The 13168-nt window shown below is 62.9% G+C and carries 14 protein-coding genes and 1 tRNA gene; 9 read left to right on the forward strand and 6 right to left on the reverse strand.

What is annotated here, in order from left to right; genetic code table 11:
• Positions 1-130 precede the first annotated feature (130 nt).
• Positions 131-805, reverse strand: a complete 675-nt coding sequence (locus GA829_RS08335; protein WP_195178051.1) for an HAD family hydrolase — start codon at positions 803-805, stop codon at positions 131-133.
• A gap of 107 nt (positions 806-912) precedes the next feature.
• Positions 913-1554, reverse strand: a complete 642-nt coding sequence (locus GA829_RS08340; RefSeq protein ID WP_195178052.1) for a hypothetical protein — start codon at positions 1552-1554, stop codon at positions 913-915.
• A gap of 194 nt (positions 1555-1748) precedes the next feature.
• Between GA829_RS08340 and GA829_RS08345 the strand changes: the two genes are divergently transcribed.
• From GA829_RS08345 to ptsP, 5 genes are read left to right on the forward strand one after another with little or no spacing between them, the layout of a single operon-like run.
• A complete protein-coding gene (locus GA829_RS08345) occupies positions 1749-2186 on the forward strand; it encodes a transcriptional regulator GutM (protein ID WP_195178053.1) in 438 nt (145 codons plus the stop codon).
• A 53-nt stretch (positions 2187-2239) separates the two neighbouring features.
• Complete coding sequence (gene srlA / locus GA829_RS08350; protein WP_195178054.1) at positions 2240-3001, forward strand: PTS glucitol/sorbitol transporter subunit IIC; 762 nt, start codon at positions 2240-2242, stop codon at positions 2999-3001.
• Between the two features lie 16 nt (positions 3002-3017).
• Positions 3018-4016, forward strand: coding sequence for a PTS glucitol/sorbitol transporter subunit IIB (srlE, locus tag GA829_RS08355; protein ID WP_195178055.1), 999 nt, complete (start codon positions 3018-3020; stop codon positions 4014-4016).
• A gap of 25 nt (positions 4017-4041) precedes the next feature.
• A complete protein-coding gene (locus GA829_RS08360; RefSeq protein WP_195178056.1) occupies positions 4042-4422 on the forward strand; it encodes a PTS glucitol/sorbitol transporter subunit IIA in 381 nt (126 codons plus the stop codon).
• Positions 4423-4478: 56 nt separating this feature from the next.
• Positions 4479-6461 (forward strand): phosphoenolpyruvate--protein phosphotransferase, encoded by a 1983-nt coding sequence (gene ptsP, locus GA829_RS08365; RefSeq protein WP_195178057.1) that lies wholly within the window; start codon positions 4479-4481, stop codon positions 6459-6461.
• A gap of 14 nt (positions 6462-6475) precedes the next feature.
• Here ptsP and GA829_RS08370 read toward each other — a convergent pair whose 3' ends face one another.
• The gene (locus GA829_RS08370) at positions 6476-7288 is read right to left on the reverse strand and encodes a hypothetical protein (RefSeq protein WP_195178058.1); all 813 of its coding nucleotides are present in this window, start codon (positions 7286-7288) and stop codon (positions 6476-6478) included.
• A 154-nt stretch (positions 7289-7442) separates the two neighbouring features.
• Here GA829_RS08370 and GA829_RS08375 point away from each other — a divergent pair, with 154 nt between their 5' ends.
• On the forward strand, positions 7443-8462 hold the full coding sequence (locus GA829_RS08375) for a sugar-binding transcriptional regulator (protein ID WP_195178059.1): 1020 nt from the start codon (positions 7443-7445) through the stop codon (positions 8460-8462).
• A 99-nt stretch (positions 8463-8561) separates the two neighbouring features.
• The gene (locus tag GA829_RS08380; RefSeq protein ID WP_195178060.1) at positions 8562-8915 is read left to right on the forward strand and encodes a cupin domain-containing protein; all 354 of its coding nucleotides are present in this window, start codon (positions 8562-8564) and stop codon (positions 8913-8915) included.
• Between the two features lie 160 nt (positions 8916-9075).
• Here the strand turns inward: GA829_RS08380 and GA829_RS08385 are convergent.
• Positions 9076-9152: transfer RNA gene (locus tag GA829_RS08385), tRNA-Arg, on the reverse strand.
• Positions 9153-9236: 84 nt separating this feature from the next.
• Positions 9237-10400, reverse strand: coding sequence for a M20 aminoacylase family protein (locus tag GA829_RS08390; protein WP_195178061.1), 1164 nt, complete (start codon positions 10398-10400; stop codon positions 9237-9239).
• A gap of 216 nt (positions 10401-10616) precedes the next feature.
• Here GA829_RS08390 and GA829_RS08395 point away from each other — a divergent pair, with 216 nt between their 5' ends.
• Entirely contained in the window at positions 10617-11786 is a 1170-nt protein-coding gene (locus GA829_RS08395) for a D-alanyl-D-alanine carboxypeptidase family protein (protein WP_195178062.1), read from the forward strand.
• Between the two features lie 4 nt (positions 11787-11790).
• Positions 11791-12906, forward strand: coding sequence for a CobW family GTP-binding protein (locus tag GA829_RS08400; RefSeq protein WP_195178063.1), 1116 nt, complete (start codon positions 11791-11793; stop codon positions 12904-12906).
• Positions 12907-12924: 18 nt separating this feature from the next.
• Here the strand turns inward: GA829_RS08400 and GA829_RS08405 are convergent, their stop codons facing one another.
• The gene (locus GA829_RS08405; protein ID WP_195178064.1) at positions 12925-13167 is read right to left on the reverse strand and encodes a sulfurtransferase TusA family protein; all 243 of its coding nucleotides are present in this window, start codon (positions 13165-13167) and stop codon (positions 12925-12927) included.
• Position 13168 lies beyond the last annotated feature (1 nt).

Genomic DNA, 13168 nt, shown 5'->3' on the forward strand with positions numbered 1-13168 from the left:
TCCGCTAGAGCGGTTCAGCGTTTGGTAGAATCGCTGGCCCGCTCTAACTCTTTGTTTTTACGCAATTCCCAAGGGAAAGCGCTATGCGCTTTTCCCGGGAAAACCGTTACACACTTTTCCTGGAATTGCGCTAGGCAGGCACACCGAGCCCGGACAACTGCCGGCTCACTTCCTGCCAGTCAGCGCAGACGAAGTTGGCGCCCGCGGCCCGCAGCCGGGCAGCATGTTCCGCGTAGGTGTGTCCGCCACCGGTGTAGCCGATCGCGATCATGCCGGCGGCAACCGCACCTTGCACACCGAAGGGCGAATCCTCGATGACGATGCAATCGGCCGGGTCGGCGCCCATCTTTGCCGCGGCGAAGAGGAAGATATCGGGAGCCGGCTTGCCGTTCTTGACCATCGAGGAGCTGTAGATCGCCTCGCCGAAGAAGCGCGCGAGCCCGGTCACCGCGAGGCTGTGGTTTATGCGCTCGACGGACGATGAGGAGGCAACGCAGCGATCACCGGCAAGCGTTTCCAGAAACGGACCTATACCGGGCGTCGGCTTCAACTCCTCGGTGAAAAGCACCTTGGTCTCGGCCCAGATGTCCGCGTCGGCCGCCGCCGGAAACTGGTGGCCGGTCAATTCCCGGATCCTGACGATGATGTCGGACTGCTTCATGCCGACGCATTGGGCGATGATGCCGCCGTGGACGCCGGGCATGCCATGTTTATCATAGACCCGCTCATAGGCCTTCGCGGCCAACGGCTCGCTATCGACGAGAACACCGTCGCAATCGAAAATGATCGGTCTTGATTGCGTCACCCGCTTCGCACTCCAAGTCAATTTTGCACATCGCTATCGGCAAAAAGTCAGATGTTCAATAGCTGACGGGCTGTAACTCCAGGTCTGGAGCAATGAAATCGGTGCAATCAGACCCGGGAAATGGCATCGCCCGGTCGGGATGCGCCGAGCGCCCGTTGCATGGCCTGCCGCGATTGCGCCCGGTCCGGCGTGATCCAGTTCGGCTCGGCGCCAAGGAAACGGTCGAGGAAAGCCACCGCATAGGCAGGCATCTCGGTGACGTTCTCGCGATAGGACCACCAGGTGCGCAGGTCGTCGGCGCATTTGTCGATATCGGGCGCACTGCCGAATTCCTGCTCGTAGATCGCCGAGATCACCGAGACGCAGTAGTTTGTGTAGAGGAATCCTTCAGGCCAGAAGCGGATGATTTCCAGCGTGCCGGCATTCGCATCGGTTTCAACAAGATGCGTCAGGCCGGAAATTTCCCTGGCCGGCGCCTGCCGGATCAGTTCACGCAGCACCAGGCCGGCGGCGAAGACGATGAAGTCGGCCCTGTCGACCTCGGCGAAACGCTTTTGCGCCTCCATGATCTCGACCCAGTCGAGAAAAGCCCTGGTCAGCTTTGCTTCATCGATCTCGAAACGCACGCCAAACGTATCGGAGACCACCCTGGCGCTGCCGCGAAAGGTAGCGCGGAACCAGCGCAACTGCCGCAACCGGTGGCGAAGGTCAGGCATCAAGGCCAGTTCATCCCTGAAGGGCAGGTCCATGTTCGACGTATCCTGTTCCCGTGGGAGGTTATCACAACCGCGCCGCCGCTGAAATCAACCGGCGCCCTGTGGATGACCGCAGCAATGGCCAATATCATACATATTGACATTCTCGGAAACAAATGTTCTCACTTTGATGTTGTCGCGCGCCGGTCCAAGGTGCGGTTCAACATAGGCTTCGGGAGGAGAACCGAATGGCGATTTGGCAGTGGGGACTGCTTCTGCTGGTTATTGTCTGGGCGCTGCAGTCGCTCGGCGTCTGGCTGCAGATGCGGCACTATTCGGATGTCTTCAGAGGCGTCACCGACCAGTATAAGGACGGCTTTGTCGGAGCCGGAAATTTTCGCGGCCGATTTGCGAAGGGAACCATCGCGCTTGTCGTGGTGACGCCTGACCTGATCGTGCGCCGCCTGATGGTGATGAGCGGCCGTTCCGTGTTCACCAAGTTCAAGCGACATGAGGAATTCGAGGGTGTCCCCCTCGATCGAGTCCGGTCCAATCCTGCAATCATGGGAGAGGGGGAACCCGGTGTGGCCGAGGCCGTGAAAAGGGCGATCGAACAGATCGACAAAGCACAGTCGGAGCCGGGGAAGAAGCCGGGTCTGTCCGGTTTGAACGTAGCAAGGGCCTAGAGGACGCCGCGGCGCCGGCTGGGATACCCGGCAGGGCGGCATAAGGAGGAGAAATGTCTGTATTTTCGTTGTTGGCGCAGCATGCCGACATAGCCGTGCACAACCTGCATGTCGCGGGTACCATGGTCTCGGATGCTGCTTTGCATGGCAAGCTCGCGGTCGAGCATGCCTCTGACCATCTCGTTGTCCTCGCACAGGCGGACAGCGGACCGATCACCGTCGATCAGTTCAAGGAAAAGCTGAAAGACGTCCAGCAGGAGGAACAGCTCGGCTGGCTGACCGCCATCGGCAAGTACTTCATCGGCATCTTCCAGAAGGGCGGCGAAGTGTTCGCCGGCTTCGTCACCGGCATCATTCCGACGCTGGTGGTGCTGATGACGGCTTTCTATGCCGTGACCGAACTGGTCGGCGAGGAGCGCGTCCACGGCCTGGCGCGTGGCGCCGGCAGAATCGCGCTGACGCGCTACACCCTGCTGCCGCTGCTGGCGGTGTTCTTCCTGACCAATCCGATGGCCTACACGTTCGGATCGTTCCTGGAAGAGAAGCACAAGCCCGCCTTCTATGACGCGGCCGTGTCCTACGTTCACCCGCCGCTTGGCCTGTTTCCGCATATCAATCCGGGCGAATATTTCGTCTGGGGCGGCATCCTGGTGGCTCTGCTGGAGCTGGAAAAGAAGGGCCTCGTCGTCGCCGGTTATCACGTCAAGGTGGCGATCTGGTACGCGATCGTCGGCCTCGTCGTGATCCTGCTCAAGGGCATGCTGACCGAACGTATCACCGCCATCATGGCACGCCGCCAGGGCGTCGAGCTGTAAGGGCGGGGAGGACATCATGGCAAAGACATACAAAGCCGTACGCATCACTCGCGGCAAGACAGGTTGGGGCGGTCCGCTCGTCATCGAGCCGACCGAACAGCGCAGCAAGGTTGTTTCCGTCACCGGCGGCGGCATTCATCCGGTGGCGCAGCTCATCGCCGACATGACCGGCGCCGAAGCCGTCGATGGCTTCAAGGCACCGCCGATCGAAAGCGAAATGGCGGTTGTCGTCGTCGATTGCGGTGGCACCGCACGATGCGGCGTCTATCCGCGCAAGCGCATCCCGACCGTCAATCTGACGCCGGTCGGTCAGTCTGGACCGCTGGCCCAGTTTATCACCGAGGATATCTACGTTTCGGGCGTCAAGCCGGCCGATGTTACAATGGCCGACGGATCCGAGGCGGTCACGACCGCAGGGGGAGCAGCATCGATGAGTTCAAGCAACAGCAATGCGACGCCGACAGCCCTTCCCAGCGAGGGTGGGCTGATCGGCTTCATCAGCACGATCGGCCGGGTCATGGGGCGCGTCGTCGGCATCTTCTTCAACGCCGGCCGCCGCACCATCGACCAGGTCATCCGCAACGTGCTGCCGTTCATGGCCTTCGTGACCATGCTCATCGGCCTTATCCTCTACACCGGCATCGGCGACGTGCTGGCACAGCCGATGGGTCCGCTGGCCAACAACATCGTCGGCCTGCTGGTCATCTCGGCGATCTGCGGCCTGCCGTTCCTGTCACCCATCCTCGGGCCGGGCGCTGTCATCGCGCAGGTCATCGGCGTTGCCATCATCGGCCCGCAGATCGCCAACGGCACGATCTCACCGGCAATGGCACTCCCGGCGCTGTTTGCCTACAATACCCAGGTGGGCTGCGACTTCGTCCCGGTTGGCCTGGCGCTCGGCGAAGCAAAGCCGAAGACCATCGAAATCGGCGTTCCGGCGGTGCTTATCAGCCGCCAGATCATGGGCCCCGTATCCGTGCTGATCGCATGGGTCGTCAGCCTGATCGTGTTCTAGGATAAACGTGAATGAGGTTCGCCATATGACGGTTCTGCTGAGAACACGGGTCACTGCCATCGGGCCCGAAGTGGCGGATCTTGCCGAAGGGGGCGTGGTCATCCTGTTCGCGGATGGCTCGCCGCCGGAGCTTGCCGAGGTTTCCGTGCTCCACAAGACGGAGCACGGACCCAGCGACGGAGCGCCCGCCAAGGGCGCTTCGATCACCCTTGGACCCGTATCGGCGACGATTACGGCGGTCGGCTCCAGCGCATGGAGCAAGGTCCTTGAAATGGGCCATGTGGTCATTTCGTTCAACGGCGCCACCGAGGCCGAGAGGCCAGGCGAGATCTGCGCATCGCAGGTCGACGCGCAGGCGCTTGTCGCCGCCCTGAAGACCGGCGCGGTCATCACCATCGCCGCCTGACACTATCCGCGCCTTGCCGAGGTGGTAATGGCGCCAAGAAAAGCAGAGTATTTGCCATGGAACGCTCGACCATCGTCAGAGTGCACGAAGGTTTGCACGCCCGTCCCGCAACGCGGTTCGTCAAGCTCGCCAAGGGCTTTGAATCCGATGTCGAGGTGGTGAAGGACGGCAAGGCGGTCAGCGCCAAGAGCTCCGTCAAGCTGATGCTGCTGGCGGTCAAGGAAAACCAGGAAGTCACCATCCGGGCGAATGGCGCCGACGCCATCGAGGCGCTTGAAGCCCTGATTGGCTATCTCGAAAACCCCAAGGCTGGCCTCGACGACGAGGACCAGCCGGCTACCGGTACCGCGCAGGAAGCCATGGCGGCGTCCGCCGTTCAAGCTGCGCCCGGAGTGGCTGATGCAGCAGGCAGCCTGCGTGGCGTGGCGGCCAGCGAGGGCGTTGCCATCGGACCGGCCTTCGCGCATTTCCCGCCGGAGATCGCCGGCCAGGGCCGCATGCTGCAGGCGGACGAGATTGCCGGCGAGATCGACAGGTTCCGCGCCGCCGTCAGCGCCGTCCAGGCGCGCATGGACCGTACGTTGGCGCAGGACAGCCTGTCGGCAGGCGACCGGGGTATCATCGCCGCACTCAGGGACATCGCGGCGGACGACAGCCTGACCGGCGAGGCCGAGCGCCTGATCAAGGGCGGTACCGATGCGGTTTCGGCAGTCATCACCGCCGCGTCCACCATCGCAGCCGATTTCAACGCGGTCGATGATCACTATCTCAACGCGCGGGCGGACGACGTCCATGCGGTCGGGCGGCAGATCTGCCTGGTGCTGCTTGGGCAAGACGACGTCAGCCTCGAGCATATCCCCGAAGGTGCGATTCTGATCGCCGACGATATCGGCGCGTGGGATCTGGCGCGCGCGCCGCTGAAGCGTATCGGCGGCGTCATCTGCGGCCATGGCGGCGCCACCTCGCACATCGCCATCATCGCCCGCTCGCACGGCATTCCGGCGGTGCTCGGCCTTGGCCAGCAGGTCCATGCCTTGCGCACGGCCAGCCAGGTGGCGCTGGATGGCAATTCCGGACAGGTGATCGTCGATCCTGATGAGGCGACCCGCGTCGATTTCGCCGGCCGTGTCGAAGCGGCGGCGAAGGAGCGAGCCGGGTTGACTGCGTTCAAGACGGTGACGCCGAAACTCGCCAATGGCACGGTCATCGAGATCGCCGCCAACATTGGTTCGCTGGAGGAAATCGAGGCGGCGCTGGAAGCCGGCGCCATGGGCGTCGGACTGTTCCGCACCGAACTCCTGTTCATGCGCCATATGCATCTCCCTTCGGAAGACATGCAGGCGGAAACCTATGCCGCATTGGCCAAGGCCTTTGCCCCGCATCCGGTCATCGTGCGCACGCTCGACATTGGCGGCGACAAGCCGATTGCCGGCATCGAATTTCCCGATGAGGAAAACCCGTTCCTCGGCTGGCGCGGTATCCGCATGTGCCTCGACCGGCCAGACATCTTCAAGCGTCAGCTGCGGGCGTTGCTGCGCGCCGCGGTGCACGGCAACATCAAGGTGATGCTGCCGATGGTCGCCGATATCAGCGAGGTCCGGCAGACGCGTGTGCTGGTCGCGGAATGCGCGGCGGAACTTCAGGCCGAAGGGGTGGCTCACGCCGCCTTCGACCTCGGCGTGATGATCGAAACGCCGGCGGCTGTGCTGATTGCGCCGGCGCTGGCCAAGGAAGTATCGTTCTTCTCGATCGGCACCAACGACCTGACCCAGTACATCATGGCCGCCGATCGGCTCAACCCGACGGTGGCAAAGCTCAACGATGTCACCAATCCGGCTGTCATGTCGGCAATCGAGCTGACGGCCAGGGCCGGCGTCGCCGCCGGCATCATGGTGGGCATGTGCGGTGAAGCCGCGGGCCGTCCAGACCTCATCCCGATCTTCGTGAAGATGGGGCTGACCGAGCTCTCGATGAGCCCGGCCTCGATCCAGCGCGCCAAGAAGACGGTCGCCGGCATGGCGGCGGAAGGTTCAGCTTAAGCAGACATCTCCGGTCAGGGCAAATGGGCGAGCAATGTCGCCAGCACAGGTGCCAATTCACTGATCGGATCCGCCTTGGCGCTGGCCTGAACAATGCGGTCGTGCCTAATGCCGGCCGCCATCACCGCGATTTCCAGCATGTCGGGCTCGGGCAAGCCGTCCTTGCCGATGGTGGCCAGCCCGCAGGCGAGCGCCAGCGGCGCTAGGCTGCGGATATCGAGGTCCCGGTCGTTTTCCCTGAGATCGGCAGGGCTTTCCGGCATTGTCTCGGCGAAGCGGATGGGCCGGTGGTTCAGACACTCGACCAGCAGCGCCGAACAGGCGGCGGCGATCGAGGGCAGCCGGATGGCGGCGTCGGAGCCTTGCTCCACAGCGACAAGCAGACCGGCATGCCGCTTGCGCATCGCGGCATGGACAGCGGCGAAATTGGCTTCGTGGATGCGGGCATTGTCGATCTTCATGCCGGCAAGCACGGCTTTGGTCAGATAATACATGTCACGCCGGAACAGGCGCTCACCGCCCGCTTGCCGATCGTCATCGCCACTCGGAAAATACGTCGCCAGGCTTTTCACGGTCGTGCCGTCCACCTTGGCCGGGCGCTCATGCGGGACAAGCTGTTCGGCGATCGACAAAGCCTCGTCGACCGCGCTCGCGGCATGGCTGAGCAGGCCTTCGATACCCTTTCCCGGAAACGGCGGCAGATGGCTGGTGGCCTCGCGCAAGGCGGTAGCGTCGCCGTCATGACGGCTCTGTCGAATGACATGACGGACATCGCGCAGCCGGTCTTTCAGGTTGACGCGGACATCCCTGGAGATTTGTCGGAGCATCGGTCGCCTCGAAACGTCTATCAGTCGCAGCCGGCACAGGCCGGCTGTTAACCCTACATTGTTCCTATCGATTGGTAGATCAATAGGCGATAGTAAACCAGCAGGCAGAATCGGCGACGGCGCGCTCGTCCATCGCCGCAGGGGAGAGACAGGCGTGGGCAGGCGGCGACAGAGCGATAGCGGAGACAGTCGAGGCGCAAGCGAGACGACCGAACAGGTCGTCAGCGAAAGCCGGACGGATCGCCTCAGGATTCGTGCCGCGTGGATGTATTTCGTCGAGCAGATGACGCAAAACGAGATCGCCGATGTGCTCGGCGTCGGCCGTGTTACCATCGTGCGCATGCTGGCGGACGCCCGGTCGCGCAACGAGGTGAAGATCACCATCGAGAGCGAGCTGTCCGAAATTGTCCGGCTGGAGCGCGCGCTGGAAAGGACTTTTGGACTGCAGCAGGCGCTGGTGGCGCCCCTCTCGGCCCCCAATGCCGATCCTATCCCGGCGATCGCCGCAAAGACAGGGGCTTTCCTGTCGGACACGATGAAATCCGGCATGCGTGTCGGCGTCGGCTGGGGCCAGACGCTGTTCTCAAGCCTGCCATTCATCAGTGCCAAGTCGCTTGCCGACTTCAAGGTCATCTCGCTGCTTGGCGGCGTCGGCGTCGTGCGCCGATACAACCCGGCCGAGTTCGCCTGGCGCTTCGCCCAGATCTTCCAGGGCGACGGCTACCTGATCCCGACTCCGGCCGTCGTCGATAGCGTCGAGACCAAGATAGCGCTGGTCGAGCGCTGCGGCCTGCAGGAGGTTTTTGAAATGGCCAACGTGCTCGATGCCGTTCTGCTGAGCGTCGGCGGCATCGCTTCGGCCACCACCTTCTCTCGTGGAGGATTTCTTAGGGAAGCGGACCGGGAGGCCCTGCTTGCGCGCGGAGCGGTCGGCGACCTTCTGTTCCATTTCTTCGACCGCAATGGCGATCTGGTCGACCATCCCATCAACAGCCTGGTGATGTCGGTCGATGTCGACCGGCTGCGCAAGGCGCCGATCCGCATCCTGACCTCGGGCGGTGAGGAAAAGACGGAAGCGCTGCTCGGTGCCATGACGCTGGTGGCGCCGACGATCCTGATCACCGACGAGGAAAGCGCGCGGCGCATGCTCGCGGCTCATGGCGCTTCGCAGTGATCGCACCGGTTGCCCGGAACTGGTTGCCGGGGTCGGGGGCATCGGCTATCTGACCCAGCAGGCAAAGACGCCTCAGCGACGACCAAACGGAGCCCTGATATGACCGACAAGACGATCCTCAAATTCGGCGCCGTCGAAAACGCGGAAGCCGGTGACCTGGCCGGCTGGGTCGTGGTCGAGGGCAAGCCGACGATGAAAACCGCGGTCCAGCACACGACCGAGGACGGCAAGGTGATGTCGGGCACCTGGCAGGCGACGCCGGGCACCTATCACGCGACCTATACCGACTATGAGTTCGTGCACATGATCGCCGGCCGCATCATCATCACGCCAGACGGTGGCGCACCGGTTGAAGTGAGCGCGGGCGATGCCTTCGTGGTGGAAGCCGATTTCAAGGGAACCTGGAAGATCATCGAGCCGGTGACGAAGCACTTCGTCGTCAGGGTCGCCTGAATCAATTTTCTCTCTTTGAATGAAGAACCCGCCCTGGTTCGCCACGGCGGGTTTTTCTTTGCTGGCGGCAGGTCAACAGGGTTGGTCTAAACCTAGTCCAATCCGAAAATACAGTGCCTGCTCCTGGCACCAATCATAGCCACCATTTTAGGAAACTGAGTGGTGATCCCGACAAGAATCGAACTTGTGACCTACAGATTAGGAATCTGCCGCTCTATCCTACTGAGCTACGGGACCACGCGGCCCGACACATAGCCGCTTCGGATCGTTTCGCCAAGAGGCCGGCCGAAGGCAATCGGCCGGCTCCTTCGGTAGCGGATATCAGGCGGCCAGCGCGGTTTCCGCCAGTTTCACCCAGTAGCTCATGCCGTGCGGGATGGCCTCGTCGTTGAAGTCGTAGGCCGGGTTATGCAGGCCCGCCGTGTCGCCATTGCCAATGAAGATGAAGGCGCCGGGCCGGGCTTCCAGCATGTAGGAAAAGTCCTCGCCGCCCATCACCGGCTGAATGGCGCGATGGACATGGCTATCACCGGCTACTGTTGCCGCGACATCGCTGGCGAACACCGTCTCTTCCGGGTGGTTGAAGGTGACCGGATAGTTGGTGTCGTAGTCGACCTCGATCTTGGCTCCGAACGCGGTCGCAATGCCGTCGCAGATGGCGCGGATGCGCTCTTCCGACTTCTTGGCGATCTCCTTGCGCAAGGTGCGCACGGTGCCGGCGATCTCGGCGGATTCCGGAATGATGTTGTAGGCGTCGCCGGCATGGAATTTCGTCACCGACACGACCACGGCCTCGACCGGATCGGTGCTGCGCGAGGCAATCGTCTGCAGCGCGCCGACCAACTGGCTGGCGATGACGATCGGGTCGATTGTGCCGTGCGGCATGGCGGCGTGACCGCCCTTGCCCTTGACGGTGATGGTGAATTCGGCGGTTGCCGCCATGATCGGGCCCGGCCGGATGGCAAACTGGCCGACCGGCAGGCCGGGCATGTTGTGCATGCCGAACACCTTGGAGATGCCGAAGCGGTCCATCATGCCGTCCTTGACCATCTCGTTGCCGCCACCACCGCCTTCTTCGGCTGGCTGGAAGATCACTGCCACGGAACCGGCGAAGTTGCGCGTCTCGGCCAGGTATTTCGCGGCGCCCAGCAGCATGGCGGTGTGCCCGTCATGGCCGCAGGCATGCATCTTGCCGGGAATTGTCGAAGCATATGGCTTGCCGGTGATTTCGTTGAGCGGCAGCGCGTCCATATCGGCGCGCAGGCCGACGGTCGTGCCTTCGCCCTTGCGGCCGCGAATGATGCCGACCACACCGGTCTTGCCGAGGCCCGTTACCACGTCATCGCAGCCGAAGGCTTTCAGCTTCTCGGTGACGAAGTCGGCAGTCTTGAAGACATCGAAATTCAGCTCTGGCGTCTGGTGCAGGTGGCGGCGCCAGCCGGCGACCTCGTCCTGCATCTCGGCGGCACGGTTCAGGATTGGCATAATGGTTCCATCTCGCTGTTGGGGCAGGCGGCTTTTGTCCGCTGCCTTGCAATTGTGATCATCCAGCACTTTGCCATGTTGGCGTCACATAGAGTAAATAGCACCGCAACAATGTGGTCCGGGTTTTGAGGGGCGGACTCATTTTGCTGGCGATCACGTAACGAAATCTTACGGAGCCAGGGGCGACTACGGCAAGAGGCGATTTCGGATTTGATCATGCGGCACAGGCATTTCCTCAAACTATTGTTGGCTGGCGCGGTCGCGCTCTCGGCTGCGGCCGGTCCGGCACTGGCCAATCCGGTGATCCTGTTCGACCTGAACAGCGGCAAGATCCTGCAGCACCAGGATGCGTTCAAGCGCTGGTATCCGGCATCACTGAGCAAGCTGATGACCGCCTATGTGACGTTTCGGGCGATCGCGGCCGGCGAGGTCCAGCTTGATTCGCCGATCAAGGTGACAAAACATTCGGCCGCCGAGCCGCCAAGCAAGATGGGCTTCAAGCCTGGATCGGTGATGCGGCTCGACAATGGGCTGAAGATGATGCTGGTCAAATCGGCTAACGACATCGCCATGGCTATCGGCGAAAATGTCGGCGGCTCGCAGGAAGCCTTTGCCGAGCGGATGAATGCCGAAGCGACACGGCTTGGCATGAATGGCACGCATTTCGTCAACCCGAACGGGCTCTATTCACCGGACCAATATACGACGGCGCGCGATCTGGCGGTGCTGGTGATGGCGATCCGGCGGGAGTTTCCGCAATATGCACCGTGGTTCTCGATAGAAGGTCTTGCCGTCGGCAAGAAGGCGATTCCGAACTACAATCTGCTGATCGGCCGTTATCCCGGCGCTGACGGGATGAAAACCGGCTTTGTCTGCTCCTCAGGCTTCAACATGATCGGCTCGGCGACCCGCAACGGGCGCACGCTGGTTGCGGTGGTGCTCGGCGAGAAGTCGGCGGTCACCCGCGCTGAAACGGCGGCGAAACTCCTCGATGAGGGGTTTGACACGCCCGCCACCGGTGCGGCGAGCGTCGCCACACTGGCGGCCTATGGCGACACCGTGTCGGTCAACGACATGCATGACGAGATCTGCAAGAAGAAGGCTCCGGAAGAGCAGTCCGAGGCGCCGCCTGCCGCTGCCGCCAAGGACGCGCCCAAATCGCCTTACCAGGAAAAGCTCGACCATGTGCCGACGCTGGTTGCCGTTGGCCTCGGCGGCGCCACCGGCCCCGCGCCCAAGGCAATGCTCGGCCAGGGCGGCCAGGAATATGCCGATGTGCCGATCCCGGCCTGGCGGCCCGACAGGCCAGCGCCGGCCGGCGGCAATCCCGTCGTTTCGGGTGCCGCCGCGGCGCAAGGCGACCAGCCGGTCAAGGCGGCGAACTAGGCCGATGGCTGGCTTTCCTATCCCTGTCTCCGTGCTGACCGGTTTTCTCGGCGCCGGCAAGACGACGCTGCTCAACCGGCTGCTGAAAGACCCGGCACTGGCCGACACGGCTGTGATCATCAACGAATTCGGCGAGGTGGCGATCGATCACCTGCTGGTCGAGCAGGCTTCCGACGGCATTATCCAGCTTTCCGACGGCTGCCTGTGCTGCACGGTGCGGGGTGAGCTGGTCGACACGCTGGCCGACCTTGTCGACCGGCTGCAGACGGGCCGCATCGCCAAGCTCGCCCGCGTCATCGTCGAGACCACGGGCCTTGCCGATCCGGCGCCGGTGCTGCAGTCGATCATGGCGCATCCAGCACTGGTCCAGGCGTTCCGCCTCGACGGCGTCATAACGCTGGTCGATGCCATCAATTGCAACGCCACGCTCGATGCCCATGTCGAGGCGGTGAAGCAGGTGGCGGTCGCCGACCGCATTGTTTTGACGAAAGCCGATCTGGTCACCGACGCGCGCGACGCCGAGGCTTTGAGGGCGCGGTTGCGGCAGATCAATCCGGGCGTGGAAGTGCTCGATGCCGATGATGCGACGACCGGCGTCGCGGCGTTGTTTGACTGCGGCCTCTACAACCCGGCAACCAAATCCGCCGATGTGCGGCGCTGGCTGGGCGAAGAAGCCGCGCATGATCACGAGCATCACCACCACGATCATGATCACGAGCATCACCACGATCATGACCACGGCCATAGGCACGATTCACGCGTGCGTTCCTATTCGCTGGTCCATGACGGGCCAGTACCGTTTTCCGCGATCGAGATGTTCCTTGACCTCCTGCGCTCGGCTCATGGCGAGCGCCTGCTGCGCATGAAGGGCGTCATCGAGTTGCGGGAAGATCCGTCGCGGCCACTGGTTATCCATGGAGTGCAGAAAATCCTGCATCCGCCGGTGCAGCTCGCGTCCTGGCCGGATAGCCAGCGCGGCACACGGCTGGTGCTGATCACGCTCGACATGCCGGAAGACTATATCCGTCGGCTGTTCGCCGCCTTCACCAACCGGCCGTCGATCGACACACCCGACCGCGCCGCGCTGGAAAACAACCCGCTGGCGATCGCCGGGCGGTAAAGCCCTACGGTCATTGATCTATGGGCGCTGTTCGCCGCGTTCGACCAGAAAACGATGGCCGCCGGTCACGGCTGCCGTCTCCACCAACTGGTGGCCGCTGTCGGCACAGAAGGCCGGAATATCGATAACGGCGAGAGGGTCAGTGGTCTCCAGCCAGAGCCGGCTGCCCGGCTCCATGGCGGCCAGGCGCTTTTTCGCCTTGAGCACGGGAAGCGGGCAGTTCAGTCCCTTGAGGTCGTAGACAGAAGCGCGTTTGGCCAAG

Source organism: Mesorhizobium sp. INR15 (assembly GCF_015500075.1).
GTDB lineage: Bacteria > Pseudomonadota > Alphaproteobacteria > Rhizobiales > Rhizobiaceae > Mesorhizobium.